At 64.2% G+C, this 24,965-nt stretch carries 24 protein-coding genes; 15 read left to right on the forward strand and 9 right to left on the reverse strand.

The genetic code is table 11. The annotated features are described in order from the left end of the window. Positions 1–4 precede the first annotated feature (4 nt). Complete coding sequence (locus ACIQTZ_RS14950) at positions 5–1,261, forward strand: M20 family metallo-hydrolase (protein WP_402981946.1); 1,257 nt, start codon at positions 5–7, stop codon at positions 1,259–1,261. Here the strand turns inward: ACIQTZ_RS14950 and ACIQTZ_RS14955 are convergent. Beyond that, positions 1,258–1,962, reverse strand: coding sequence for a hypothetical protein (locus tag ACIQTZ_RS14955; RefSeq protein WP_402981948.1), 705 nt, complete (start codon positions 1,960–1,962; stop codon positions 1,258–1,260). The two genes, ACIQTZ_RS14950 and ACIQTZ_RS14955, sit on opposite strands and share 4 nt — an antisense overlap. A gap of 86 nt (positions 1,963–2,048) precedes the next feature. Here ACIQTZ_RS14955 and ACIQTZ_RS14960 point away from each other — a divergent pair, with 86 nt between their 5' ends. Beyond that, on the forward strand, positions 2,049–2,654 hold the full coding sequence (locus ACIQTZ_RS14960; RefSeq protein WP_400336093.1) for a YdeI family protein: 606 nt from the start codon (positions 2,049–2,051) through the stop codon (positions 2,652–2,654). A gap of 44 nt (positions 2,655–2,698) precedes the next feature. On the opposite strand, the gene ACIQTZ_RS14965 is transcribed toward ACIQTZ_RS14960, so the two are convergent. Continuing rightward, entirely contained in the window at positions 2,699–3,877 is a 1,179-nt protein-coding gene (locus ACIQTZ_RS14965; protein ID WP_402981950.1) for a glycoside hydrolase family 76 protein, read from the reverse strand. A 153-nt stretch (positions 3,878–4,030) separates the two neighbouring features. Here ACIQTZ_RS14965 and ACIQTZ_RS14970 point away from each other — a divergent pair, with 153 nt between their 5' ends. Together ACIQTZ_RS14970 and ACIQTZ_RS14975 are read left to right on the forward strand one after the other, a co-directional pair. Then, positions 4,031–4,822, forward strand: coding sequence for an SDR family NAD(P)-dependent oxidoreductase (locus tag ACIQTZ_RS14970; RefSeq protein ID WP_400336076.1), 792 nt, complete (start codon positions 4,031–4,033; stop codon positions 4,820–4,822). Beyond that, a complete protein-coding gene (locus tag ACIQTZ_RS14975; RefSeq protein ID WP_402951543.1) occupies positions 4,819–6,042 on the forward strand; it encodes an acyl-CoA dehydrogenase family protein in 1,224 nt (407 codons plus the stop codon). Before ACIQTZ_RS14970 ends, ACIQTZ_RS14975 begins: the two co-directional genes overlap by 4 nt. On the opposite strand, the gene ACIQTZ_RS14980 is transcribed toward ACIQTZ_RS14975, so the two are convergent. The 3 genes from ACIQTZ_RS14980 to ACIQTZ_RS14990 form a co-directional block, all read right to left on the reverse strand. Beyond that, positions 6,043–6,867 (reverse strand): DUF1684 domain-containing protein, encoded by an 825-nt coding sequence (locus ACIQTZ_RS14980; RefSeq protein WP_402981952.1) that lies wholly within the window; start codon positions 6,865–6,867, stop codon positions 6,043–6,045. It lies immediately after the preceding gene. A 193-nt stretch (positions 6,868–7,060) separates the two neighbouring features. Further along, on the reverse strand, positions 7,061–8,380 hold the full coding sequence (locus tag ACIQTZ_RS14985; RefSeq protein ID WP_402981954.1) for an Ig-like domain-containing protein: 1,320 nt from the start codon (positions 8,378–8,380) through the stop codon (positions 7,061–7,063). Positions 8,381–8,471: 91 nt separating this feature from the next. Beyond that, positions 8,472–9,215: a hypothetical protein gene (locus ACIQTZ_RS14990; RefSeq protein WP_400336067.1), complete on the reverse strand. Its 744-nt coding sequence runs from the start codon at positions 9,213–9,215 to the stop codon at positions 8,472–8,474. A gap of 150 nt (positions 9,216–9,365) precedes the next feature. Here ACIQTZ_RS14990 and ACIQTZ_RS14995 point away from each other — a divergent pair, with 150 nt between their 5' ends. The 7 genes from ACIQTZ_RS14995 (at position 9,366) to ACIQTZ_RS15025 (ending at position 18,532) form a co-directional block, all read left to right on the forward strand. Further along, entirely contained in the window at positions 9,366–10,925 is a 1,560-nt protein-coding gene (locus ACIQTZ_RS14995) for a zf-HC2 domain-containing protein (protein ID WP_402981956.1), read from the forward strand. Between the two features lie 121 nt (positions 10,926–11,046). Beyond that, positions 11,047–11,961, forward strand: coding sequence for a PIG-L deacetylase family protein (locus ACIQTZ_RS15000; RefSeq protein WP_402981958.1), 915 nt, complete (start codon positions 11,047–11,049; stop codon positions 11,959–11,961). After that, on the forward strand, positions 11,961–12,875 hold the full coding sequence (locus tag ACIQTZ_RS15005; RefSeq protein ID WP_402981960.1) for an ATP-grasp domain-containing protein: 915 nt from the start codon (positions 11,961–11,963) through the stop codon (positions 12,873–12,875). The genes ACIQTZ_RS15000 and ACIQTZ_RS15005 overlap by 1 nt, the downstream gene beginning before the upstream one ends. Continuing rightward, on the forward strand, positions 12,872–14,149 hold the full coding sequence (locus ACIQTZ_RS15010) for a glycosyltransferase (RefSeq protein ID WP_402981962.1): 1,278 nt from the start codon (positions 12,872–12,874) through the stop codon (positions 14,147–14,149). Before ACIQTZ_RS15005 ends, ACIQTZ_RS15010 begins: the two co-directional genes overlap by 4 nt. Then, positions 14,146–15,255 (forward strand): hypothetical protein, encoded by a 1,110-nt coding sequence (locus ACIQTZ_RS15015; RefSeq protein ID WP_402981964.1) that lies wholly within the window; start codon positions 14,146–14,148, stop codon positions 15,253–15,255. The genes ACIQTZ_RS15010 and ACIQTZ_RS15015 overlap by 4 nt, the downstream gene beginning before the upstream one ends. 152 nt (positions 15,256–15,407) lie before the next feature. Further along, positions 15,408–18,206, forward strand: a complete 2,799-nt coding sequence (gene ppc, locus ACIQTZ_RS15020; protein WP_402981966.1) for a phosphoenolpyruvate carboxylase — start codon at positions 15,408–15,410, stop codon at positions 18,204–18,206. Positions 18,207–18,226: 20 nt separating this feature from the next. Next, positions 18,227–18,532 (forward strand): hypothetical protein, encoded by a 306-nt coding sequence (locus ACIQTZ_RS15025; protein WP_397323785.1) that lies wholly within the window; start codon positions 18,227–18,229, stop codon positions 18,530–18,532. Here the strand turns inward: ACIQTZ_RS15025 and ACIQTZ_RS15030 are convergent. Next, on the reverse strand, positions 18,529–19,170 hold the full coding sequence (locus ACIQTZ_RS15030; protein ID WP_402981968.1) for a DedA family protein: 642 nt from the start codon (positions 19,168–19,170) through the stop codon (positions 18,529–18,531). The two genes, ACIQTZ_RS15025 and ACIQTZ_RS15030, sit on opposite strands and share 4 nt — an antisense overlap. Positions 19,171–19,245: 75 nt before the next feature. Here ACIQTZ_RS15030 and ACIQTZ_RS15035 point away from each other — a divergent pair, with 75 nt between their 5' ends. Beyond that, entirely contained in the window at positions 19,246–19,785 is a 540-nt protein-coding gene (locus ACIQTZ_RS15035) for an O-acetyl-ADP-ribose deacetylase (RefSeq protein ID WP_400336052.1), read from the forward strand. Positions 19,786–19,795: 10 nt separating this feature from the next. Here ACIQTZ_RS15035 and ACIQTZ_RS15040 read toward each other — a convergent pair whose 3' ends face one another. Beyond that, positions 19,796–20,725 carry a pseudouridine synthase gene (locus tag ACIQTZ_RS15040; RefSeq protein ID WP_402981987.1) on the reverse strand — a complete coding sequence of 310 codons (930 nt, stop codon included), beginning with the start codon at positions 20,723–20,725 and terminating at the stop codon, positions 19,796–19,798. 160 nt (positions 20,726–20,885) lie between these two features. Here ACIQTZ_RS15040 and ACIQTZ_RS15045 point away from each other — a divergent pair, with 160 nt between their 5' ends. Continuing rightward, complete coding sequence (locus tag ACIQTZ_RS15045; protein ID WP_402981970.1) at positions 20,886–21,542, forward strand: ArsR/SmtB family transcription factor; 657 nt, start codon at positions 20,886–20,888, stop codon at positions 21,540–21,542. Beyond that, the gene (locus tag ACIQTZ_RS15050; RefSeq protein ID WP_402981972.1) at positions 21,532–22,224 is read left to right on the forward strand and encodes an SRPBCC domain-containing protein; all 693 of its coding nucleotides are present in this window, start codon (positions 21,532–21,534) and stop codon (positions 22,222–22,224) included. Before ACIQTZ_RS15045 ends, ACIQTZ_RS15050 begins: the two co-directional genes overlap by 11 nt. Positions 22,225–22,230: 6 nt before the next feature. Here ACIQTZ_RS15050 and ACIQTZ_RS15055 read toward each other — a convergent pair whose 3' ends face one another. After that, a complete protein-coding gene (locus ACIQTZ_RS15055; RefSeq protein ID WP_402981974.1) occupies positions 22,231–22,806 on the reverse strand; it encodes a TetR-like C-terminal domain-containing protein in 576 nt (191 codons plus the stop codon). 78 nt (positions 22,807–22,884) lie between these two features. Here ACIQTZ_RS15055 and ACIQTZ_RS15060 point away from each other — a divergent pair, with 78 nt between their 5' ends. Continuing rightward, positions 22,885–23,382 carry a DUF4188 domain-containing protein gene (locus ACIQTZ_RS15060; RefSeq protein ID WP_402981976.1) on the forward strand — a complete coding sequence of 166 codons (498 nt, stop codon included), beginning with the start codon at positions 22,885–22,887 and terminating at the stop codon, positions 23,380–23,382. 88 nt (positions 23,383–23,470) lie between these two features. On the opposite strand, the gene ACIQTZ_RS15065 is transcribed toward ACIQTZ_RS15060, so the two are convergent. Next, positions 23,471–24,421, reverse strand: coding sequence for a DDE-type integrase/transposase/recombinase (locus ACIQTZ_RS15065; protein WP_402981978.1), 951 nt, complete (start codon positions 24,419–24,421; stop codon positions 23,471–23,473). Between the last annotated feature and the right edge of the window lie 544 nt (positions 24,422–24,965).

The raw sequence follows: 24,965 nt of genomic DNA on the forward strand, positions 1-24,965 counted from the left end.
GACCATGACAACCACAGCCAGCTTCACCGCCCAGGACACCGCTTTCGTGCAGGACTTCCGGACCATGAGCGTCTTCGGAGCCACTGAGAACGGCGGCGTGGACCGCCAGGCCGCCACCGTCCCCGACGGCGAACAGCGCCGCTGGCTCACCGGCCTCCTCGAGGAGCACGGCTTCACCGTGAAGTTCGACCACGCAGGCAACCAGTGGGGCCTCTACGAAGCCGTGCCCGGTGCGCCGTTCGTGGTAGTCGGCTCGCACATGGATTCACAGCCGACGGCGGGACGTTACGACGGTGCGTACGGCGTCCTCGCTGCCGCCCACGCTGCGTTCCGATTGGTGAGCCGCTGGGAAGCCGGCGCCGAGGCACCCACTTTCAACCTCGCCGTCGTCAATTGGTTCAACGAGGAAGGCAGCCGCTTCAAGCCGTCCATGATGGGCTCCTCCGTCTACACCGGAAAACTGGAACTCGAGGACGCCCTTAACACCAAGGATGCCGCAGGGGTCACCGTGCGGGACGCGCTGGATGCGATCGGCTGCCGCGGCTCGTATGAAGGGCCGGAGGCTGCCTACTGCGCCGAGATCCACATCGAGCAGGGCCGCAGCATGGAACGCGAGGGCATCACCATCGGCTTGGTGAGCTCCAACTGGGCCGCCAACAAGTACGAATTCGTGGTCCACGGCGAGCAGGCGCACACCGGATCCACCGTGATCGCGGACCGTAAAGACGCCCTGCTCGGGGCTTCGATGCTGGTGGTTGCTGCCCGTGAACTCGCCGACCGTTTCCCTGGCGTCCTGCACACCTCCGTCGGCCAGCTCAACGTCTACCCGAACTCGCCCGTGGTGGTTCCGTCCCGCGTGAACCTGCTCCTTGACCTGCGCAGCGCCGACGAAGCCGTGCTGGCCGAGGCCGATGCGTTGCTGCACCAACGCATCGCGGAGATCGAACAGGCGGCCAACGTCTCCGTGGAGCAGCACCACTCGCACTCCTGGGCCGTGACGCCGTACCAGCCCGAGGGCGTGGAACTTGCCGCCAAAGTTGCAGCAGACTTGGGGCTGTCCAACAAGGAAGTCATGACCCTCGCCGGTCACGACTCCACCAACATGAAGGACCTGGTTCCCACCGTGATGCTGTTCGTGCCCAGCGTGGACGGGATCTCGCACAACGAGCACGAGTACACCACGGACCAGGACATCGTTGCGGGGCTGACCATGCTCACCGAGGTGGTCCGGCGGCTTTGCGACGGGGCGTTGGAGGACTAGGTACCCGTCACCACGATCGACGCCGGCGCGGAGCCGGCAGCCGCGTCCGGGTTGGCGACGTACAGCACATCGTCCTCGATCCTTGAGTCGATGCCCGCCCCGTGGAGCCTGTCCAGCAGCGGTTCCAGGCCGCCGTCGTACTCGAAGGCCAGGTCGCCGGACGCGGGCTCCGCGCCGTGCACCACCCGCAGGATGCCGCCGTTCTTGGTAGTGAAGGTAGCCGACTCGTCGGTCGAGGAGCGCGGCCGCGCGCCAATGTTGCGCAGCTCCTGGGCGGAACCCACGACGTCGGGACTCACCCACGTGGCCACCACGGCGAGTGCCGGGTCGGCTTCGTCCGAGGTTGACCAGGTTCCGTCCGCGGCGCGTTGGGCCGGGTCGGCAAGGAAGGTGAAGCCATCCCGTGCCGTTACTTGGACGGTTTCCCCGTGGGCTGCCTCGGTGACGTCCGCGATGGTTCCGTCGTCCCTGGTCCGCCGGGCGAACTCGTCCAGCACGCCCACCTCAACGCCGAACATGGTGGTGCCATCGTCCGGCTGGGTGGATTCGTGCGCCACCCTGTGCAACGCGAGGCGGCCCGATCCGGCGTCGAACTCCCACCAGTCCTTGTCCGCTTTGGTGACCACCAGGCCAAGAGCCTCAAGCAGTTCGGCCCACGGTTCCGGCCGGGAGGTGAAGTGGATGGGGCGTGCTCGCAGCATGGATCCTCCTGGGCTGGTTCCCGGCAATTCGCGGCTTCCGCTCCCAAGCCTATGCCGAAAGCACGGATTCACAGCAGAATGGGGCCATGCCCATCGAACTTGCAGAACTGATCGTCAAAGACGCGGACCAATGGCGCGAATGGTTGTCCGATCACGCGGCAGAGAGCCGCGGCGTGTGGCTGGTCCTCCACAAGAAGGGCGGCAACGTCACCGAACTCGATTACGACGCCGCCCTGGACGAGGCCCTCTGCTTCGGGTGGATTGACGGGCAGGTGAAAAAACGCGACGCCGAGAGCTACTTCCAGCGTATGACCCCGCGCGGCGCCAAGAGCATCTGGTCCGCCCGGAACGTGGGGCACATTGCCCGTTTGGACGAGGCCGGGAGGATGACCGCCTCCGGATGGGCCGCCGTCGACGCCGCCAAAGCCGATGGACGCTGGGAGGCAGCTTATGCCGGGCCGGCCACCATTGAAGTGCCGGAGGATCTGGCCGCGGCCATTGCCGCCGTTCCGGAGGCCCAGGCGATGTTCGAGGTCCTGACATCGCAGAACCGCTTCGCGCTGATCCACCGGACCAACTCGGTCAAGCGCGCCGAAACCCGGGCAAGGAAGATCGCGGGCTTCGTGGAAATGCTGGCCCGGCACGAAGCCCCGTACCCGCAGAAGAAAAGTCCCGCCTCCCCGCCCAACTAGGTCGCATTTGTGCGCGTTTTGACGGCTCAAAACGCGCACAAATGCTACTCAGTTGGGTGCAGGGTGGCTGCTGCCTCGAACGCCATCCACGCCTGCAATTGGGTGGAAAGTTCGACGGCGGTACCCGGCGGATACGTCTCGCCCGCCGGGCGCAGGGGGTCGGGGGAGAACACTGGTTGAGTTCGGGCTGCGTTGTCATCCCCGGCGGTGGCTGCGGCCCCTGACTCTTGGGCACTGGGCTCGTGGCGGCCGGCCCACAAAGCCTCAGCGGTAGCCAGCACCATCTCCTTTGCCGTGGCGCGGGCCCCTTCAGGGAGTTGCCTGTCGCGGGCGGCCGCAGCCAGGTAGCGGACCAGGATGCCCGTGAACAGGCCGCCATCGCCGGTCCCTTGGCCGCGGATGATGGAGGTGCCGTCCACGGTCAGCCCACGCGCTGTTGCCTCGACGAGTTCCGCTGCCCTGTTGATGTTCGCGTCGCCGCCGAGTTCCAGCAGTGCTCCCAGGACCGGGCCCTGGTTGTAGGTGTAGATGGCGTTTTCCAGCACGGTTCCGCCATTCCGGATCCGCAGCCCATCCATGTAGAGGCCGTTGTCCGGGTTGAGCAGCTTGGTGTTGAGCCAATCCACCAGGACCTGGGCCTTATCCCGGTGCCCGGTACGGGCGAAATACAAGGCGATGGGAGCCGTGGCGGGGGTGTTCTTGAAGTCCCTCCCCGTGCTCCAGAAGGTGCCCCCGCCAAGGTCTTCCGTGGCGGCGGAGTTGAATTGCAGGGTGAGGGACCTGCGCACGTAGGCGTTGCGGCGGCGTCCGGGCTTGCGGGTTTCCTCCGCCAACTGGTCCAGCCTGAGCGTCGAAAGGGCCAGCCAGGCCATGTCGTCGTAGAAGTGGTTGACGAACCTGAAGCGGTTCCTGATCCGGACGGAAGTGACCAGCCGTGACGCGAGCCGTCCGGCGCTGGGGCGAGAACCGCCGTCGAACTTTGCTCCGGTGGCGAGTTCCCGGCGGCCGGTATCCACCAGGCAGTCCACGTAATGCGCTTGCCACCAGTAGTGCCACGGGCCGAAGAGACTGCTTGCCTGCCACGGGACCTTGATGGCGCCAATGTGTGTGCCCGGGAGGAGGAACAAGCGCCTGCCGAAAGTGCGGGTTACCGAGTGGGCAGCGTGGTCGGCGCGATTCGCCCACTGGCTCGGAAGGGCAGGTGGCTCGGCGTTGCTCGGCATGGTCCCAGCCTATCGGCGGAGCCCCGGCCTGGCGTTAGGGTCCCGGCGGGCCTTGGGCCTATCCAACGTGCGCTGGGTCACAATTCCAGTTAACATGCATTAACGGATTTTGGTCGTCGAAGGACTGCATCGCGTCTGCATCAAGGAGGATGGATGGACATCAAGGGCACAGTTGCACTGGTCACCGGGGGAGCGTCAGGGCTGGGTGCCGCTACCGCCAAGCGGCTGTTCGATGCCGGGGCGTCGGTGGTGTTGGTGGATTTGCCTCAGTCCGCCGGCGAGGCCTATGCGGCCGGACTCAACGAAAGCGCAACAGGGCAACAGGCTGTTTTCGCCCCGGCGGACGTCACCGACGAGGCCCAGGTCCAAGCGGCCGTCGATGCTGCCGCCGCGCTGGGAGTCCTGCGGATCGTCGTGAACTGCGCAGGCATCGCGACGCCGGGCAAGGTCCTGGGGCGGGACGGTGTGCTGCCCCTTGAAACCTTCAACAGGGTCATCCAGATCAACCTGGTGGGCACCTTCAACGTGGTCCGGCTCGCCGCCGCTTCGATGGTGCAGAACGAGCCCGTCAGCACGGAACTCGGCGGGCCGGAACGTGGAGTCATCATCAACACGGCGTCCGTGGCAGCATTCGAAGGCCAGATCGGGCAACCGGCCTATGCCGCCTCCAAAGGTGCAGTTGCAGCGATGACGCTTCCGCTCGCCCGCGAATTTGCCCGCTCCCTGATCCGGGTGGACACCATCGCCCCCGGGATCTTTGAAACGCCCATGATGGCGGGCCTGCCCCCGGCCGCCCAGGAGTCACTGGGACAGCAAGTACCGCACCCCGCGCGCCTGGGCCGGCCCGAAGAGTATGCCAACCTGGCCGCGCATATCGTGGAAAACGCCATGCTCAATGGAGAGACCATCCGCCTCGACGGTGCCATCCGGATGGGGCTCAAGTGACGGCCACTTTGACGGACTTGCCCGCGGCAGATTTCTTCGACTTCGAGTCGCTCCTCAGCGTCCAGGAGCAACGCAAACTGAAGGAACTCAGGGCATTCCTGGCCACCGAGATCGCCCCGTATGCCGGCCAATGGTGGGACAAAGCGGAGTTTCCCGAGCACATCCTGCCCAAGCTGGCAGCACTCCGGCTCAGCGCACCCGCCCAGCGCGGCTACACGCACCTGTTCGCGGGCTTGGTCATCGCCGAAATGACGCGCGTGGACACCTCCATCGCCACTTTCTTCATGGTCCACCACGACCTCTTCGTCGAATCGCTCTACGATTTCGGCAGCGACGCCCAGCAGGACCGCTACCTTGATGACGCCTCCAACCTCCGCACCACCGGAGCCTTCGCACTCACCGAGCCGAACCACGGCTCAGACGTCGCCGGCGGTATGGAAACAACGGCGCGGCGCGTCGCCAGGGACCAGTCCGACGGCGGCGACTACTGGGTGATCAACGGTGCCAAGCGCTGGATCGGGAACGGGACGTTCTGCGACTACATGCTGGTGTGGGCCAAGGACCAGGCCGACGGAGCGGTACGGGGGTTCATTGTCGATGCCTCCCTGCCGGGGATCACCCGCAGCCGCATCGAAAACAAGGTGGCGTTGCGGACCGTGCAGAACGCCGACATTCTTTTCGACGATGTCCACGTGGCCGAGGCCGATCGTTTCGCCGGGATCAACAGCTTTGCGGACACCAACCACCTCCTGCGCGGCTCACGGATCATGGTGGCCTGGCAAGCGGTAGGCCAACAGTTGGCTGCTTTTGATATTGCGCGGCAATACGCCGTGGAACGCCTCCAATTCGGCAGGCCGCTGGCCAAGTTCCAGCTGATCCAGCAGCACTTGGTGGACATGCTGGGCAACGCGGTGGCCAGCATGGGGATGATGGTCCGGATTGCCCAATTGCAGGAGGACATCTTCACCGACGCTGCCGGGATGCGGCACGGTGGTGCCGATATGGCCCAAGTGGCACTGGCCAAGGCCTACTGCAGCGCACGGATGCGCGAAACAGTGGCCCTGGGCCGGTCCATCCTGGGCGGAAACGGAATCGTGACCGACTACGGGATAGCCAAAGTCTTCGCCGACGCCGAGGCGATCTATACCTACGAGGGTTCCTACGAGATCAACTCACTCATCGTGGGCAGGGCTGTCACGGGGGTTTCCGCCATCGCCTAGCTACAGGTCTTCAGGGAGTTTCTCGCCGGCCTCTACCCGGACATCGATCGAGTTTCCGCGCACCGGCATGGGGCACGTCCCGTAAGGAGTGAACGCGCTGGGGTAATTGATGGCCCGGTTGAAGTCGATGACTACCGATCCGTCAGGGCGTGGCTTGGGGATGAACACCTTCCGCCATTCGTCGGTAGTCTCGCCATTGGTCTCATCATGGAAGGTCACGTTGAGGGCACCCAGTTTCTCCTCTTCCGCGTGGAGCCTGATCTCGTGGGAAATACCCGGAGCATGGAACACCACCTCGCCCACCGAGCGGTGCAGCCCGTCCACCAAAGGGTTGGCGGTGCCGATGGGCACGTCCACGGGATGGTCATACGCCTCGAACGTGCCTGTGATCACCCACTGCGGATCGTAGGCGAACGTTGGCACGCTGGTGAAGCCGGTGTAAACGGGCGAGCCGTTGTCCCTGGTACGGATTGCATATTTGTCCGCACGGACGGCCAGTTCCACCACCACTTGGTGTCCCTCCGGGCCGCCGTACTGCACCCACATGAGCGATTCTTCGTCCTGGAGGGCTTCGGTGAACGTACCCACTGCAGGTTCGCCAGTGGCTACGAAGCTCAGCCTGTCGTCCACGGTTGCTGTGAGGACGGCGCTGCTTCCGTCCGTTGACCACAGCCCGGGGGCAAGCTCCACGGCAGCCGGTTCTTCCTCAAGCCACTGGAACGAGGTCAAGGTCAGCCAGCCGTGGTCCGATGCCAAGGCCGAATTCCGTCCGCTGCGGAACCTCTCCCAGCGGGCAAGTTGGGCATCCGTAGCGATGGGACTCATGGTTCTCCTTGGTTCTCGAGGCTCCGCTTGTGGCGGCTGTTCCTTCCCGTCAACCATGCGGGAAGGACAGGCATTCCCGCGGTGGAGCGGCTCACGCTGGCCCCCAACACATGCCAGCGCGAGCCCGTCTTAAGAGCGATGCGATGTGCCAGGGGGACGGCACATCGCATCGCAGTTCGTGTAGCCGGTGTTCCTAGTGGGAGCGCCGACGTGCTGCGGACCTGGTTGCAACGAAAGCCAGCAGCGAACCCACAGCGAGGAATGCAGCGGCCACGAAGATGTACACCGGACCGTTGGCCCCCGTGGTGGCGAGCTGGCCTTCACTGCCACCTGCTGCGGGAGTGGTCTCCGTCGGTACCACCACAACCGGGGCGGACGACGTGGTGCTGGCCGTGGACGTGGGCATCACGGTTGGCGTGGCCGTGGCGCTGGGTGTGGGAGTCACTGTGGGTGTCACAGTCGGTGTGGGTGTCACTGTGGGCGTGACGGTCGGTGTGACGGTGGGGCTGGGTGTCACCGTGCGTGTGGGGGTGGGAGTTGCCGTTGGCCCGGAGGTGGCGTTGCCGTTTCCGTTGGCGTCAGTCCGCTTGGTCTCGGCGCCGATGTCAGTGGTAACGCCGGAGATGGTCACTGTTCCGGTGTTGGCGTAGGAGTCGAGGCCGGGGTCGGTCACTGCGGTGACCACAAAGAGTTCCACGCGCTCGCCCTTGGGCAATCCCGTCCAGGTGGCCGTTACCTTCCCGGACGTGCAGTCGACTACTGCCGGGTATTTGTCTGTATCCATGGGATCGATGATGTTGCCGTTGGCGTTCAGAACGGTGCCGACGCGGGGCGTGATCTCATCGCAATCGATCTCCATGCCTTCGGCAGGCGTATCAGTCACTACTACGTCGTTCGTGTCCGACTTCATGGGCGGCATGTAGATGATCGATTCGAGGCGCGTCTGGTTGGCATCCGCCCACCACATGGCTTTGCCGGGAGTGAGGGGGACTGGTGCGCAATTGCTGGTGCATGGCGTGATGTCCACTGGTACGCGGAGCACAGTATCGCCAATGACGAAATCAAGCTGGCTGTGGCTGTCTGCGCCGGGAACCTCGGAGTACTGGGTAGTGAAGGAGCAGGTGCCGCCGATACCGAACGGGTGGGACTTCACAAAGTCGGTGAGGGTGAAGACCACAAGTCCGGAATCGTTGGCCTCAGCCTTGGCGACAGTCTCGCCGTCGGGGTTGTCCAGATCGAACGACGCACTGCCAAACCAGCGCAATTGGGGAGGCAGCTGGAGTTCGAAGGTGTCGCCGGGCTTGGAGTGGTCCGGCACGCTCCACTCGCAGGAGATATCCATCTGGTCCCACTGGCTTGTCACCACGGACTGCGTGCTCAAAGTGATGCGGGCATCCGAAATCACGGCGGCGTGGGCGGGGGCGGCGGACCAGACCACGCCCGCCACCAAAAGCAGTAGGGCGAGTAGCGCGGTGGCCGCGGAAGCCGCCTTGAGACGTAACTGATTGTTCATAGGGAAATGGATCCTTCGTTGGTAAACCGTGGGCCGTCGAAAGATCAGTGACGCGGTGCCTGCTTTCGTGACGCCCTTGCACGGATTCCCGTCAATGCAGTTCAGGCCACCGCTCGGAGGTTCCGGCATCCTCCGAAAGCGGGTAGAGGCGCATCCGCGAAGGACTCAAGGAACCGGCTCCCAGGGCTTCCATGGCCGCCTTGCAGGCGGCCAGCCGTTCGAGGTTGGCTTCGCACACCTGGAACACCACGTGGATCGCGGAACTCCGGTAGGTTGCCATGGCGCCTGTCCCGCTGAGCTGGCGCTGCACCAGGGCGCCCAGTTGGACCAGCAACGTCCACCCGTGGCTTCGGCTGTCCGGAGGCTCGGGGAGTGCGATGACGGCCAACGCATGATGCCGGGAGTACTCGGGACCTGCGTTGTCCAGCTCCAGGAGATGGCGTTGGAAATGGGCCTGCGTGGCGAGGCCGGTGTAGACGTCCGTGCAGGAGATCGGCGGGAGCGCCTCGGCGCCTTCCACCCAACCCTCGGCCAGTGACTGGAGTGCGTCCACGTCGAGGTTCTGGTCTGCCGCGTCGAACAGGGCGCGGAAGTCCGTGATGGTTTCGCTGATGCCCACGCCGTTCCTCGCCCGGGCAGCGCCCAGCGACTTTGCCGTGGGCGCCGGCACCGTGGAGCGGGTTGTCAGCGACGTGACCACCGTACGGACTTCGGGCAGCAGCCAGTCGGATTTGAACCGCCATCCCTGCTGGTAGCTGGTGGTCTGCCATCTGCGTAAGAGGAGGTGCCGCGAGAACGTACAGTCGGCGATCGATTTTGTCCGGGACGAGGTCATACCGGAAGAGTGCGGCCATGCCGCCATTCATGACGACGTGCCGGGCAACTCTAATTCCTAAAAAGATTGTAGAAACGAGCGTCATGAGTTTGTCCTGCCATTCACTGCGTATGTATGGGCAAGATTTATTCGCATGTGGGGACGCCGTAAATGGCGCGGAGGACGCAGCACCCGGAGGAGGCCAGCGACGGGCAGCTTATTGCGTTGGTTCGGGGTGGGGACACGGCAGCCTTCGACGGCCTGTATGAGCGGCACATTTCCATCGCCTCTACCGTGGCCCGGCGCAACGTGGACAACCCCAGCGACGCCGAGGACATCGTGGCGGAAGCCTTCCAGTCCGTGCTGCAGAACCTCGTTGCCGGAAAAGGCCCGGATACGTTCTTCCGCGCCTATCTGCTGTCCACTGTCACCCGTCTGTCCCACCATCGGAACCGCAAGGCGGGCAGGACGCTCCCAAGCGGCGACGACTCCACCCTGGATCATGCAGTGGGCGAGCCCGACGCCGTCGTCAAGGCCTTTGAATCCCATACGGTTGCCAAGGCATTCCGCATGCTGCCGGAGCGTTGGCAGGCAGTGCTGTGGTACCTCGACGTTGAACGCATGAAACCGGCCGCAGCCGCACCCTTGCTGGGTCTGTCGGCCAACGCCGTTTCGGCGTTGGCCTTGCGGGCAAGGGAAGGCCTGCGCCGCCAGTACCTGCAATGCCATGTGTCGGAAGGCCCCACCCGGGAATGCGCCGAGTATGTTGCCAAGCTCGGCAGCTTCATCCGGGGTGGCCTTTCCGGGCCATCGGCGCGGAAGGTCCGTACCCACCTGGAGGGGTGCGCGAGTTGCACGGCCGTGGTGGCAGAACTCCGGGACGTGGAGGGGAGCATGAAAGCTGTACTCCTGCCCTTGGTCACGGGGATTCCCGTGGCTGCGTGGGCAGCCAGCGGTTCCGGGCTCGGCATCATTGGAAGCCTCGCGGCTCCCGCCAAGGTGGCAGCCGTCGCGCCCCTCCTGGCCCAGCCGGTGGCCGCAACCATCATGACCGCCGCGGCAGCGGGACTCGTGTTGGGGGCGGCCGGAGTCATTGACTACTTTTCCCAAGGGACTCCTCCCGAACAACGGACCGTCCAGACCGCTGCCGTTCCCAGCCAGGCCACCGTAGTCCCACCGCCGGAGACCCCTGCTCCGTCGCCCAGTCCAAGTGACATTCCGTCCGTGCCGGTTGTTCCGGCTACAGAGGAAGCGCCGCCACCGGTTGCTGAGCCTGAGCCCCAAAGCACCGCACCCGCCGTCGAACCTCCCGTGCCATCTGCCCCTGAAGTGACGCCCTCTCCCACGCGGACTCCAGACCCACCACCCAAGCGTGACGCCCAGCCGGCAATGGTCACCTCTTCCGTGGGGACCACAAAGGATGGAAACCCCTTCACCACGCCTTTCACCATCGAGTTCACTGTCTCTGGCACGGCACCGCTGGGCCGGGGGACTGCAGTGTTCTCGGCGCCGGATGGCGCGAGGATCGTTGGCGGGTCGCTCGAGGCTCCGGACGGTTGGCAGTGCTCCTTGGAGAACGAGTCCAAGGCCGTGTGTTCCACCGAATCGGCCAAGCGCCGGAACCTGCACTTTCACCTGACGGTCGAATCACGGCATCGAAGCGCGGAATCGCTGAGCTACGGCCTCGATGGGACTGGTATCCAGGAACGGCATTTCGTCCATAACTACTGACCAATTTTTGATGCGTGGATCACAAACCGATCCACATCATGAACTGGCCCTTGCATTCACTCATTCATGGCAAGACCCGGACGCGGGTTGGTACGCATCATCCACGTTATTTAGGGGAAGTATGAAGGCAACGGTGTTTGCCGTGGCAGGCTCGCTTGGCGCGCTTGCTGTGGTTTTGGCCTTGGTCCCGGTCGGCCGGAATTGGTTTGTTCGCAGGTTCAGGTCCCCGCATCGGCTGCGGTGGATCACGGCGGCATTGGGAGCGCTGCTGATGGCAGCCCTGTTGGGCTGTGTTCTGAGTCCCGAGCATTTGGGCTGGTGCGCAGTGGTGGTGCTGTTGTGCGGTGCTGCCTTGGTGGTCGGCTTCCTGGTGGCACCAACACTACGGATTGATCACGCCATGGCCGCCCAACCCAGGCGGGTGCTGGCCATCGGAGCCCATCCCGACGATCTGGAGTTGGCCTGCGGCGCCACGCTCGCCAAGTTGGCGGACGCAGGACACGAAGTCCGGGCCATGGTGATGAGCACCGGCAGCAGGGGAGGCGACAGTGCAGCGCGCCTGTCTGAGGCATCCTCCGGTTCCGAGTTCATGGGCGTCTCCAAAGTCCAGGTACACGACTTCAGGGACACGAACCTGTCCCAGCACGGCCAGGAGATGGTCCATGCGATCGAGGCATTCATCAAGGAGTTCCAACCGGATGTGGTCATGACGCACTCGGGTCACGACTACCACCAGGACCACCAGGCCGTGCACAATGCCACCATGCGCGCCGCGCGGCGCCACTCGTCAATCCTGTGCTTCGAAAGCCCGTCGGCAACCCGGCAGTTCAACCCCAGTGTGTTTGTGGACATTGCGGGGTACGTGGACGTGAAAATCCACGCAGTTTCCATGCACAAGGACCAGCGCGGCAAGCCCTACATGAGCGCCGAAAGGGTGCGCAGCCTGGCCGCCTTCCGCGGGTCGCAAGTGAAAACCACGTACGCGGAAGGGTTCGAACCCGTCCGTCTGCTTGGCTCAGCCGTAGGGGAGTTCTGATGGTCCGTTTCCTGGTGACAGGCGTGGGAGGTCCCGCGGGCAGTTCGTTGGCCCGCCAACTCATGGACCGTGGACATTGGGTCCTCGGCGTGGACATGCAGTCGGTGGACACCCGCTCCGCGGATATGGTGGCGAGGGTTTCCCGGTCTGGTGCGCCGGGCTACCTGTGGGAGCTGCGGGGGCTGATCGCCCAACACGGCATCCACGTCGTTGTTCCGACCGTCAGCGACGAGCTGGTGCTGGTCTCAGAGGCAAAGGACGATCTGGCACCGGGTGTCCGGGTGGTGGTGGCCGATGCTGCACCCGTCCGAACCGCGAACGACAAATTCCATACCATGACGTGCCTCCATACTGCGGGCGTTGACGTTCCACCCTTCGGGCTCCCCAGCAGTTTCGATTCTGTCCACCACGCCATGGATGTCCTGGGCGGCCCCCTCGTCGTCAAGCCGAGGGTTTCGCGCGGTGGCCGAGGGGTACAGCTCCTGGAGCGGTTGATGGACGGGGGAGCCCGGGCGGCCCACGCCTGGGCCATGGCGGACGACACCTGCATTGTGCAGCGGTTTGCTCCTGGGACGGAATACGCACCAGTTCTCCATCGGACGGGCACCGGGACAGACGTCGTGGTGGTCCTGGAGAAAACCGCGCTCAAGGAAGGGCGCGTGGGCAACGCGGTTTCGGTCCGGCGCAGCGAAGCCTCCGCGGACCGGGACGTTGCGGCACTGGCAGTGTCTGCAGTCGAAGCCCTGGGCTTGCAGGGTCCCGTTGATATCGACATCAGGCGAATGCCGGACGGTACCCCGGTGGTCCTTGAGGTCAACGCCCGCTTCGGTGCCAACAGCGCCCACGCTCCCGAACTCCTGGACAATGTGCTTCGAGTGCATGCACAGGAGCAGTTGTCGGGAAGGAACGCGTGACCATCCTCGATCTCGCACTGGCCTTTGTTCAGGTTGGCGGACTGATCATCCTTGGGTTCGGTGCCGTCAAGATTATCTACGTTCCGCTGGCGCTCTACTTCAACCGCGTTCACCGGCCCCGGCCGGTGAAACACAAGTATTCCGTCCTCAGCACCCAGCCGATGGTTTCGGTGATCGTCCCGGGCTACAACGAGGCCGTGGTCATCACCAACTGCGTAGAATCGATCCTCAGCAGCCGCTACTCCCGGTTGGAAGTCATCCTGGTGGACGACGGCTCCACCGACTCCACTGCAGAGATCATGGCCGCGCTCGCCGAGGCGTACCACCGCGTCAGGTTCATATCGCGCGCGAATGCCGGCAAGGGAGCTGCACTGAACACGGGCATCAAGGCGGCGCAGGGCGACATCCTGATGTTCGTTGATGCGGACGGCATCTTCGCTCCGGACACGATGCTCCACATGCTGGCGGGATTCGACCATCCGAAGGTGGGCGCGGTCTGCGGCGATGACCGGCCCGTGAACCTCAACAGGGTGCAAACCATGATGCTCGCCGTGCTCAGCCACGTCGGCACCGGGCTGGTGCGCCGAGCCCTCTCCCTGATGCACTGCCTTCCGATTGTCTCCGGGAACATCGGTGCGTTCAGGGCGGACCTGGTTCGCAGCGTGGGCGGTTTCCACGAGGACACCCTGGGCGAAGACCTTGAACTCACCTGGCGGGTCTACAAAGCCGGCTACCGGGTGAACTTCCAGCCCAAGGCGCTGGTCTACGCCGAGTCGCCTTCCACCATGGGAGGGCTGTGGCGGCAAAGAGTCCGTTGGTCCCGGGGTCTGCTCCAAACGCTTCGCTTGCACTTTGGGATGCTGGGCAAAACAACCTACGGGACGTTCGGGCTGTTCCTGGTTTTCAACGCTTTCACCATGGTGTTGATACCCATCCTGCAATTGTTGATCCTGGGAATCCTGCCAGTTCTCTACGCGGCAGGCAGGGGACCCATTCCGTGGGAAGTGCTTGCCATCCTGGGCTGGTTGGGCCTGTTCGTGTCCTTCGTTTTGATCGTCTTTTCCATCGGCCTCAACGGTTCCTGGCGGGATCTCCGGTTCCTCTGGACGGTACCGCTCTGGCCCTTCTACTCGGTTTTCGTAGGACTTGCCTTGGCCAGCGCGATCGTCAAGGAGCTGCGCGGCAGCCCGGCCCGGTGGAACAAGCTCCAACGCACTGGTGTGGTTTCGGTGACTGCACTGGACAGTGAATCCTTAAGGGAGTCCCTCGCATGAAACAGGTCATCTTGTCCTTCGCAATCATGGTTGCCACAGCAACTGCGTCCACAGTGATCATGGTGGCGTCACCGGGAGGGGGTGGTTCCCGACCCAGCGATCGGATGGTCAACCTTGGCTTCGAGGACATCGTCACCAAGGATCCACAGCATCTTCCCGAGCTTGCCAAACGGCTGGACTCCGTGAATGCCACGGCGGTCTCGCTTTCCGTGGGTCGCACGGACTGGACAGCCTTTCCGTGGGCCGGACGGCCGGGATCCTTCTCAGGCGAGGTGTCGGCCACCGGACGTGATTACGTTGCCGAGGCCATCAAAGCCGTGGGGACTTCGGCTGACGGAGAAAAACGGGACATTGTGCTGACCATCGATGTCCTCCTGGGCCGGGCGCTCCAAGAAGACCCGTCACTGGCAGGCCGCGATGTGCATGGCCGGGCGTCCACAAGTTTTGCCGGCGTTGCTGCCCTGCGGACCGGTGCGGCGGGTGCCCGGCTCGTTGCCTTGGCCGCCGAGGTTGCCCGGAAGTACCACCCCACAGCAGTGGACCTGACGGAGTTGATGTTCGACGATTTCACGTTTGGGCCCGATGACCTGCAGGACTACAAAGCCACCACCGGCCAAGCGGACTGGCCCCGGCTGGGCAACGGCTCCATAGACACTGCGGATGCCCACATCAGGACGTGGCGCAGCGAAGCGATGGCGGACATCGCCCGGAAAGTGAGTGCCGCCGTCGAGCCCTTCGGCGTTAAGGCCGAAACGGACGTGCGGAGTCCCACGAAGTCCGCGTCCGGGGACCGGGCCGAGAGCGGGCATGACTACGATCTTCTCCTCAAGCAGGTGGACCGCCTCCATGTGTGGCAGTACGTGGGGCTCAATGATGAGCGTGCGCCCAGCACGGAGGAATTGGTGCGCGCCATGAACCGCAGGGCCGGTTCCCGGATGTCGCTGTCGCTGGGCATGTGGGCCAACGACGGCATTATTTCGGCCGACACGTTCCGGAACGCGCTCAAGGATGCCGCCCGGGGCGGGGCGCAATCCGTGTCCGTGACGCCCGCAAGCCTCATGGAAGGAGCCCACTGGGAGGCCTTGAAGGAGGCTTGGGCGGAGTAGCCCGGACGTGTAGCCCGGACCATGCCAGAATCTGAGACACATTCCCGCAGCCCAAGCCGCTGCGGGTAATATCCCTTGGGAAACATAAGTAATAGGGCTCACAGTATCCAGCGCAGTGTACGAGCCAAACCACATCCCGAAGGTAAGTATCTATGGTTCACACTGCCCCTCAAGACACCGATCTCGCTGCGGAACTCCGCGCCGACGTACGCCGGGTTTCCACCCTGCTGGGTGAGTCCCTGGTACGGCAGCACGGACCGGATTTGCTGCAGCTTGTGGAGCAGGTCCGGCTTCTCACCAAGGAATCCAAAGAGGCCGCGCGCGGCGGCGCCGATGCTACGGGTCCGTGGAGCGCGCACGACGTCGTAGCCCAGGTCCGCGAGCTTCTCGCCTCCCTGCCACTCGAGCAGGCGACCGACCTGGTCCGTGCCTTCGCGTTCTACTTCCACCTGAGCAATGCTGCCGAGCAGGTGCACCGCGTGCGCGGTCTCCGTACCCGCCAGGAGAAGGACGGCTGGCTCGCCAAGGCCGTCTCCGAAATCGCGGGACAGGCCGGCCCGGAGGTGCTCCAGGACGTGGTCAACGAGCTGGACGTCCGTCCGATCTTCACGGCCCACCCCACCGAGGCCTCGCGCCGTTCGGTGCTGGACAAGATCCGCAAGCTCTCCGACGTCCTGGCCCAGCCGACGCTGGAGGGCACGTCCGCCCGCCGCCGCCAGGACCGGCAGTTGTCCGAAATCATCGACCAGATGTGGCAGACCGATGAGCTGCGGCAGGTGCGGCCCACCCCGGTGGACGAGGCCCGCAACGCCATCTACTACCTGAACAGCATCCTCACGGACGCCATGCCGGAAATGCTGACCGACCTTGCCGAACTCCTGGGCGAACATGGCGTGAAGCTTCCGTCCGCCGCGGCCCCGCTTCGTTTTGGATCCTGGATCGGTGGCGACCGCGATGGAAACCCGAACGTCACCGCCGCCGTGACCCGGGAAATCCTGCAGCTGCAAAACCAGAACGCAGTGCGCATTGGCATTGCCCTGATCGATGAGCTGATTTCCGTCCTGTCCAACTCCACGGCGCTGTTCGGGGCGGACCAGGAACTCCTGGACTCCATCGAGGTGGACCTGAAGAAGCTTCCGGGCCTGGACAAGCGGGTCCTGGAGCTCAATGGGCAGGAGCCCTACCGGCTTAAGCTCACGTGCATCAAGGCCAAGCTCATCAACACGGGTCGTCGTATTTCGGCGTCCACCCACCACGAACCGGGCCGCGATTACGCCACCACCCCGGAGCTTCTTGCCGAATTCGGCTTGCTCGAATCGTCCTTGCGTAACCACGCTGCCGGCCTGGTGGCCGATGGTGCGCTGGCACGCGTCAGGCGAGCCCTCGCGGCTTTCGGCCTGCACCTTGCCACCTTGGACATCCGTGAGCACGCGGATTACCACCACGACGCCGTGGGCCAGCTCGTTGACAGGCTGGGCACCGAAAAGCCCTACGCATCGCTCACCCGTGAGGAACGCTTCGAGTTCCTGGGCGCCGAGCTGGCATCCCGCCGTCCACTCTCGGGCCACCCCATCAAGCTCGACGGCACCGCTGATGGCACGTACGACGTCTTCCGCAGCATTCGCCAGGCCTTGAACACGTACGGTCCGGACGTGGTGGAAACGTACATCATCTCCATGACGCGCGGCGCTGACGATGTTCTTGCCGCGGCCGTCCTGGCCCGCGAAGCCGGATTGATCGACCTCTTCGGTGCCAAGCCGCACGCCCGGATCGGTTTCGCGCCGCTCTTGGAAACCGTCGAAGAGCTCCGCGCCTCGGCCGAGATCGTGGACCAGTTGCTGTCCGATCCGTCCTACCGTGAACTTGTCCGCTTGCGTGGGGACATCCAGGAAATCATGCTCGGCTACTCCGATTCCAACAAGGAATCCGGCGTGATGACCAGCCAGTGGGAGATCCATAAGACCCAGCGGAAGCTGCGCGACGTTGCTGCGAAGCACGGTGTCCGCGTGCGCCTTTTCCATGGCCGCGGCGGTTCCGTGGGCCGCGGTGGCGGACCTACCTACGATGCCATCATGGCCCAGCCCAACGGTGTGCTCGAAGGCGAAATCAAGTTCACGGAGCAGGGCGAGGTCATCTCGGACAAGTACTCGCTGCCTGAACTTGCCCGCGAAAACCTGGAGCTCTCGCTGGCGGCCGTGATGCAGGGTTCGGCCTTGCACCGGACTCCGCGCACCTCTGAGGACGAGCGTGAGCGGTACGCGAACGTCATGGAGACCATCTCCGACGCCGCCTTCGCCCGTTACCGGGCTTTGATCGACGATGAGGATCTTCCGGCCTACTTCCTGGCGTCCACTCCCGTGGAGCAGCTCGGTTCCCTGAACATCGGTTCGCGCCCGTCCAAGCGCCCGGATTCGGGTGCGGGACTGGGCGGCCTGCGTGCTATCCCGTGGGTCTTTGGCTGGACCCAGTCCCGCCAGATCGTCCCGGGGTGGTTCGGCGTCGGCTCCGGCTTGAAGGCTGCCCGCGAGGCCGGCAACACGGAACAGCTCACGGAGATGATGGACCGTTGGCACTTCTTCCGTTCCGTGATCTCCAACGTGGAGATGACGCTGGCCAAGACGGACATGGAGATTGCCGGGCACTACGTTTCCTCGCTGGTTCCGAGCGAGCTGCACCGCCTGTTCCATATGATCCGCGACGAATACGAGCTCACGGTGGCTGAGGTCGAGCGGCTCACGGGAGAACTTGAGCTCCTCGATGCCCAGCCAACGCTCAAGCGTTCGCTCGAAATCCGCGACCAGTACCTGGATCCCATCAGCTACCTGCAGGTGGAACTTCTTCGCCGCGTCCGTGAAGAGTCCGTCTCCGGAGCGGAGATCGACGAACGGCTCCAGCGGGCCATGCTCATCACCGTCAATGGTGTGGCCGCCGGCTTGCGCAACACCGGCTAAGCCACGGCTAGGCTAGTGGGATGCCATCGTTCCAAACCAAGCTGAAAATCACGGGCCTCAAGCCGGGCAATGCTCCGGAGTCCGTGATGGCTGCCGCCGTGGAAGCCCTGGGTACCAGGCACCACGTGGAGTCGAACCAGTTGGATATTGTTGGTGGCGTCCCACAGATCAGCCTGCGGTTCATGGTGGATGCGCGGGACTACACAGGTGAGAACCATGAGGCCCGGACGTCGGCTGCCATGATGCGTGACGCCGTCGAACGCGTGGCCCTGACCGGCAGCCTCTACGTGCTCCGCCGGAGCCGCGGGCGCTGGTCGCCTATCTAGGACTGCTGGTCAGCTTGCGGTGCGTCCCCGTCGAACGGTTCATCGACGGGGGAGCGGTCACCGCGGCGCCGGGTGACGATCACGCCCACCACCACGCCGATCACCAGGCCCACGCCCACACCGATCAGCGAACTGGCCCAAAACGGCAGCTTGGTGGTGGACCCGGTGAAGTATCCGAGGCCCACCTGCCACAAGGCCCACAGCACGCCGCCGAGTCCTGCGCACAGGCTGAAGCCGCGGACCGAAACATTGGCAATGCCTGATGCTGCGGACGTGGCCAGCCTGCCACCGGGAACGAATCGTGCGCCGATGATTGCGCCATAGGCGGAGGAACGCCCGGCCTTGGCGATGGTTTCGTGGATGGCCAGGTGCACCTTGCGGCCCCACGACCACCGATCCAGCACATGGCTGACGCGCCGCTTGAACAGCAGGTACACGGCCATGTCGCCCAACCAGGAGGCGAAGGCGGCCAGCAGCAGGATCAGCCAGAAATTGACGTGGCCCTCGGCGGCCAACGCGCCACCGGTGATGACCACCATCTCCGAGGGGATCGGCGGAAAAACGGCATCACCCAGCACGAAAGGGACCACCCACAAGTAAATGGCTGATCCCCACGTGTCCGGGGAAGTGAAGTCCATTGGCACAAAATACCGCACTTGCCACCCCACCCGCTGGCTCTTGCCGCTTCGCCCGGGCGGCGGAAGACTGGCGGAATGCGGATCGAGATCATGCACGGGGACGTGACCACGCGCGGCGTCGACGCAATCGTCAATGCCGCCAACTCTTCACTGCTCGGTGGGGGAGGGGTGGACGGAGCCATCCACAGGGCCGCCGGGCCTGAACTCCTGGACGCGTGCCGGGAGTTGCGCCGCACCCGACTGCCGGACGGGCTTCCGGTGGGTGCCGCCGTCGGGACGCCGGGTTTCCGGCTCCCCGCGCGCTGGGTGATCCACACGGTAGGGCCGAACCGGCATGCCGGACAAACCGACCCCGAAATGTTGGCCTCGTGCTTCCGCGAAAGCCTGGCGGTGGCAGGGGAACTTGGCGCGCGGAGCGTCGCGTTTCCCGCGATCAGCGCCGGAATCTACGGTTGGGATGCCCGCGAAGTTGCCGAGGTGGCGCACGACGCCGTCTCGGCCTTTTCGGTGTCGGGTACCGGAGGTGCCGCCAAGGGCAGCCCTTTGGACCTGGTGGAGTTCGTGCTGTTTTCGGAGGATACGACGGCGGTCTTCCGCGCCGTGTTCGGCCGTTGACCCGGCTCGGCTAGCCGTGGGCGTCGCTGAGCGTGAGCTGGCTCCGGTATTCCACGGGTTTCCTGCTGATGGGGTCCACAAAGCGGATGCCGCGGGCCAGGAGTTGGAGCGGTTTGGAGTAATCGTCGGGCGCTTTGTCCAGGAGGTCCGGGTAGAAGGCGTCGTTGACGATTCCCAGGCCGAGTGAGGCCATGTGCACACGGAGCTGGTGGGTTTTCCCGGTGTGGGGTTCCAGCCGGTACAGCGCACGCGGCCCAGCACCGCCGTCGAACGTCCTGGTCTGTTCGATGCGCGTCTCGGCGTTCGGTTCGCCGTCCACTACCTCCGCGAGGAGGTAGCTGCGGGACTTGGTCATGCGGTTCCGGACCAGGGCGGGAAATTCGACGGCGGGATAGCCCGGCGCCGGCGTCGCCGCGGACACGCACTCGTATTCCTTCTGAACCTGGCGCTTTTCGAAGAGCACCTGGTACTTACCGCGCGTTTCCGGGTTGGTGGAGAGCAGGAGGATTCCGGCGGTCATGCGGTCAAGGCGGTGCATGGGAATGAGGTCCGGCAGGTTCAGGAGGTTGCGCAGCCGGACCAGGGCCGATTCCTGGATGTAGGTGCCGCCCGGGGTCGTGGGGAGGAAGTGGGGTTTGTCCACCACCAGAATGTGTTCGTCCTGGTGGAGGATGGTGATTTCCACGGGCAGTCGGGTCTCGGGAGGAAGGGTGCGGTAGTACCAAATGAAGGTGTGGTCCTCCAGCTTGGTGGTCCGCGTGAGCGGCACGCCGCCTTCGCCAACTATTTCGCCGGCGTCGAAGCGGTCCTCGATTCCCTGTGGATCGATGTGTCCCCAGCGATGCATCATGTAGTCCATCGCTGTGTCCCACGGTCCCTCGTCCGGGAGGCGGAGGCGCGTGGCATTGACGCCGTCGCGCACGGGGAGGGGGGATTGCATCACCGGACAATTCTACGTTGCTTCCGTTGCGGGGCCCGCTTTGCGCGTTATACCGATGCCGGGGAAGCGGTGGGGATGCAGGATGGGCCTCATAACATTCCGGCTACCGAACATAAAAAAATTCTTGACAAAAAAAGTTGTCCGTAAGCATACTTGAAGCATGTTGGATATCGAAGTGATCGAGGACCCGGCCGCGGCGGAGGTTTCGCTGGACCCGATCCGCACGCGCATCCTGCAGGAGCTGGCCCAGCCGGCGTCGGCCACGCAGCTCGCCGCCAAGGTGGGTATGCCGCGCCAGAAGGTCAATTACCACCTCAAGGCCCTTGAGCAGCACGGCCTGGTGGAGTTGGTGGAGGAGCGGCGCAAGGGCAACGTCACGGAGCGCGTTCTCCGGGCGACTGCGGCTTCCTACCTCATATCGCCGGTGGCCCTGGCCTCCGTGGCGCCGGATCCGCGGCGCTTTGCGGACAGGTTCTCGGCCTTTTGGCTCCTCTCGCTCGCCTCGCGAACCGTACAGGAGATGGGGAAGCTGATCTCCGGCGCCGCGGCGGCGAAGAAAAAGTTGGCCAGTTTCGCGATCGACGGCGAGATCACCTTCCGCTCGGCAGCCGACCGCGCCGCCTTTGCGGAAGAACTCGGCGTTGCGGTGACGCAGCTCGTGGACAAATACCACGACGGCGGTCCGTCCGCCGCGGCGGGCGGCGGGCGCAAGCACCGCCTCGTCGTCGTGCTTCACCCCGCACTCAAGAACCCCTCAGTTGAAGTCCCAGCAGGCAGTGACATTCCCACAGAAAAGGACCAGGACAATGGCAAATAACCGTGAATTCGAAATCGTGGCCGATACCGAGCTTCCCGGAACTCCCGAGCGGGTGTGGCAGGCCGTTACGGTAGACACCCCGGCATGGATGTTCCCCACCGACCAGTGGCCGGCCGTCCGGACCGTCGATGAGTTCCCGGGACACCTCGTGACCCGAATGGATGGGCCTGACGGCTGGTTCAACCAGCTGGAGCACGTCCTGGAACCGGTGGACGGTGGCCGCGCCAAGCTGCACTACGTCCACAGCGGGATCTTCGCCGACAACTGGGATGAACAGTACGACGGCGCCAGCAAGCACACTGAGTTCTACCTGCACACCTTGGGCCAGTACCTCGAGCACTTCGACGGCCGGCCGGTGGTCTTTACCGACATCCAGGCCCCGGGCTCCTCGCAGGCTGCGGATGGATTCCGGCGGTTGAAGAACGCGCTCGGTGTGGAGGGATTGGCCGCGGGTTCGACGTTCGACGTGGACCTTGAAGGGGTGGGGCAGTTGAGGGGCGAGGTGGACTTTGCCAATGACAACTTCCTTGGCCTGCGCACGGATGACACCCTGTACCGCTTCTTCGGCCGCAACGCCTTTGGGGCTCCCGTAGGCATGACGGTCCATGATTTCAGTGGCTCCGGGGACTCCGAGCTCACGGCGAAGGCCTGGGGAGCATTCCTGGAGAGCGTGTACGCCTAGGAGGTCCTAAGCTGCCCAGGCCCGGGCAACTCCTTCCAGCGCTGCCTCGTAGATGGCCGCCCAGTCCGTACCAGGTTCGTTCATCTGCGCCAGTTCCAGGCTCACCAGCCCATGGACCTGCCCCCAAATGGCCATCGCCACCGTTTGGGGGTGGTCCTCTTTAAGCCTGCCCGCTTGCTGCGCGGAGGTAACCGCCTCCACCAGGGGGGCCATGGACGCGGAGGCGACTTCCGGCGTCGGGCTGCAGTCAATGTAAGCGGCCAGGGCGCCGCTGAACATGAGCCGGTATAAGGCCGGATGCGCGAGGGCCCAGGTGCGGTAGGCGCGGCCAAGGCCAAGGAGGCCGTCCTTCGAGGCGTCGCGCTGGGACTCGCCGAAGGAACGGAAGCCGTCGTCGACGGCGGCCGTCAACAGTTGCGCTTTCCCGCCGAAGAGGGAGTAGATCGCTGTCGTGGACGTGTTCGCGGCTGCCGCGACGTCCCTCAGTGTCACCCGGGCGGGGCCTTCGCGGTCCACGAGCTCCGCGGTGACTTCCAGTAGCCGTTGGCGAACGGCGTGGTCGTGAACGATGGGTCTTGCCATGCTTCCAAGTGTTTCATAACATTGTTTCGTAACGCCGTTATGAAACCAGGAACCAGGAACAATGACCGAAGGACTGACATGGCACAGGAGATCTTCCCTGGACGTTTCACCGCTGACATCGGCCGCGACACCATCACGGTTTTCCTCATTGGAATGCGGGCCAACCGCTGGTGGAAGACGGGCCGCGTTGCAAAGGTGGCATCCGCGATGCCCGTGATGATGCAGCACTTGGCCCGGAATCCCGAGGCCGGCCTGCTGGGGAGCGAGCAATGGTTTGGCCGGACCACCATCCTGCTCAGCTACTGGGAGAGCCCCGAACACTTGCGGAAGTTCGCCGCGGACAGGGAATCGCCGCATCTGGGTCCGTGGCGGAAGTTCATGAAGGAGATCGCGGGCAGCGGGGACATCGGGGTGTGGCACGAGACGTACCAAGTGCCCGCATCCGGGATTGAGGTGGTGTACAACGGCATGCCCTTGTTCGGCTTGGCCAAGGCAACCTCGCACGTTCCCGTGGGCCCCGGCAGCAACACGGCGAAGCAGCGCATGGGCTCGGCCGCGCGGGTGGCCCCCAACTAACTGGCACTTGTTGTTGTTTTGAGCGCTTGTGATGTCTCAGGACTTCGTAGACACTTCATGTCTCATGACTTCGTGGACAGTTGGTGTCTCATGACTCTGTGGACACTTCTTTTGTAGTTGTGCTCTCCGGGCGTTTGCGGGGCGGGTATTTTGTTCTTTTGCTGCGCGCGCCCCGCGGATCGGCGGCGACTCCGGAGGGTTTGCCGTTGCCGATGTAGCGGGTGCCGTGGACGGGGACCGGGTGCGTGATGATTTCGGTGCCGTGGGCATCGAAGAACGTGATTGTGGCGTTGTCGTGGATGATGTGCACGGCGGTCCCTGCGAGGTCATTGCCCATGTTGAATGCTGTCCCGAGTACGCTGACGCGGCCATCCTTCCTGACCCGGCGTTGTTTGCTGTGTGGTGGCTCGGGCTTGTTCGCCTCTGGGTCTGGCCGGGCAGGGGCCGGTGTTTTCGGGGTCGCGAGCCATGCTTCCTGAGGGGTCTGTTTTCCGGGCAGTGCTTGGTGTTCTCGTTCGGTGTTGTAGTACTGGTCGAAGGTGTCGATCTGGGTTTGAAGGATGGCCATGGTCGCCGGTGGTGGCTGTTTACGCAGGTAGCGGTGCAGGGTGAAGTGGAAGCGTTCGTTCTTGCCTTGGGTGGTCGGTTTGCCGGGTTTACCGGTAATGGGTTCGACGCCTTGGGACTTGAGGTACTCCACGAGCGCGCCGGTGCGTCCGCGGCGGGTCGGGTTCAGCGCCGCGCCGTTGTCGGAGAGGAACTTTTCCGGCACGCCGTGGCGTTCGATAGCCAGAGACACCACGGCGATGGCGGCCTCGCTCGTTTCCCCGGACGCGACCAAGGATGCCAGGGCCAGACGGGAGTGGTCATCGATGAGTTGAAAGATCGCCACTTTCTTCCCGTTGGCCAGCGGCCACTCGGTTGCGTCGATCTGCCAGCATGCGTTCGGCTGCGGGTAGACGAACCGTTTCTGAGCGCTGTGTGGCTTTTTCCGCGGCTCGGGGATGACGAGACCGGCGCGGGTGAAGATCCTGGCCACCGTCGCTCTTGAGTGCGGGACGAAGCCTTTGCGGGAAAGCGCCGAAATCACCGACAACGGGCCATGGTCATAGCCTCCGGATTCCAGCGACTTCCGGGTGGCCAGGAGGAGTTCGACCATCGCCGGAGCCGTCGCCGCGGGACTCGTCAACGGAACTGGCCGCTTCGTCGTCAAAGCCTGGACCGGGCCAGCGCTTTGGGCTTGAGCCCGGACCTTATAGAACCAAGACCGCGAGACGCCATGCTTCTTGCAGAACCTGCTGACCTCACCCCGAGGGGCATCTGCCGGCCACATGGCCACTGCTTGACGAACGGTCAACTTCGGGGCGGGTTTGCTCATGAAACAGAGCAAACCCGCCAGAAGTGTCTACGAGGTCCTGAGACACACTGTCCACGAAGTCATGAGACACAAGTGTCCATTAAGTCATGAGACTCCACAGTTGTTTTGAGCGCTTCGAATCATGCGGTGATCGCAACACCTGATTATTGAAGGGTGTCGATTGCCGTGGTGAAGTTCTCGAATCGTTTGGTTTCTGAGGTTGTTC

The organism is Paenarthrobacter sp. NPDC090520 (assembly GCF_044769205.1).
In the GTDB taxonomy this organism is placed as follows: Bacteria; Actinomycetota; Actinomycetes; order Actinomycetales; family Micrococcaceae; genus Arthrobacter.

Coding starts and splice junctions, on each gene's coding strand:
- ACIQTZ_RS14950 (WP_402981946.1), top strand. CDS start 5: ATGACAACCACAGCCAGCTTCACCGCCCAGGACACCGCTTTCGTGCAG.
- ACIQTZ_RS14955 (WP_402981948.1), bottom strand. CDS start 1,962: ATGCTGCGAGCACGCCCCATCCACTTCACCTCCCGGCCGGAACCGTGG.
- ACIQTZ_RS14960 (WP_400336093.1), top strand. CDS start 2,049: ATGCCCATCGAACTTGCAGAACTGATCGTCAAAGACGCGGACCAATGG.
- ACIQTZ_RS14965 (WP_402981950.1), bottom strand. CDS start 3,877: ATGCCGAGCAACGCCGAGCCACCTGCCCTTCCGAGCCAGTGGGCGAAT.
- ACIQTZ_RS14970 (WP_400336076.1), top strand. CDS start 4,031: ATGGACATCAAGGGCACAGTTGCACTGGTCACCGGGGGAGCGTCAGGG.
- ACIQTZ_RS14980 (WP_402981952.1), bottom strand. CDS start 6,867: ATGAGTCCCATCGCTACGGATGCCCAACTTGCCCGCTGGGAGAGGTTC.
- ACIQTZ_RS14985 (WP_402981954.1), bottom strand. CDS start 8,380: ATGAACAATCAGTTACGTCTCAAGGCGGCTTCCGCGGCCACCGCGCTA.
- ACIQTZ_RS14990 (WP_400336067.1), bottom strand. CDS start 9,215: ATGACCTCGTCCCGGACAAAATCGATCGCCGACTGTACGTTCTCGCGG.
- ACIQTZ_RS14995 (WP_402981956.1), top strand. CDS start 9,366: ATGGCGCGGAGGACGCAGCACCCGGAGGAGGCCAGCGACGGGCAGCTT.
- ACIQTZ_RS15000 (WP_402981958.1), top strand. CDS start 11,047: ATGAAGGCAACGGTGTTTGCCGTGGCAGGCTCGCTTGGCGCGCTTGCT.
- ACIQTZ_RS15005 (WP_402981960.1), top strand. CDS start 11,961: ATGGTCCGTTTCCTGGTGACAGGCGTGGGAGGTCCCGCGGGCAGTTCG.
- ACIQTZ_RS15015 (WP_402981964.1), top strand. CDS start 14,146: ATGAAACAGGTCATCTTGTCCTTCGCAATCATGGTTGCCACAGCAACT.
- ppc (WP_402981966.1), top strand. CDS start 15,408: ATGGTTCACACTGCCCCTCAAGACACCGATCTCGCTGCGGAACTCCGC.
- ACIQTZ_RS15025 (WP_397323785.1), top strand. CDS start 18,227: ATGCCATCGTTCCAAACCAAGCTGAAAATCACGGGCCTCAAGCCGGGC.
- ACIQTZ_RS15030 (WP_402981968.1), bottom strand. CDS start 19,170: ATGGACTTCACTTCCCCGGACACGTGGGGATCAGCCATTTACTTGTGG.
- ACIQTZ_RS15035 (WP_400336052.1), top strand. CDS start 19,246: ATGCGGATCGAGATCATGCACGGGGACGTGACCACGCGCGGCGTCGAC.
- ACIQTZ_RS15040 (WP_402981987.1), bottom strand. CDS start 20,725: ATGCAATCCCCCCTCCCCGTGCGCGACGGCGTCAATGCCACGCGCCTC.
- ACIQTZ_RS15045 (WP_402981970.1), top strand. CDS start 20,886: ATGTTGGATATCGAAGTGATCGAGGACCCGGCCGCGGCGGAGGTTTCG.
- ACIQTZ_RS15050 (WP_402981972.1), top strand. CDS start 21,532: ATGGCAAATAACCGTGAATTCGAAATCGTGGCCGATACCGAGCTTCCC.
- ACIQTZ_RS15055 (WP_402981974.1), bottom strand. CDS start 22,806: ATGGCAAGACCCATCGTTCACGACCACGCCGTTCGCCAACGGCTACTG.
- ACIQTZ_RS15060 (WP_402981976.1), top strand. CDS start 22,885: ATGGCACAGGAGATCTTCCCTGGACGTTTCACCGCTGACATCGGCCGC.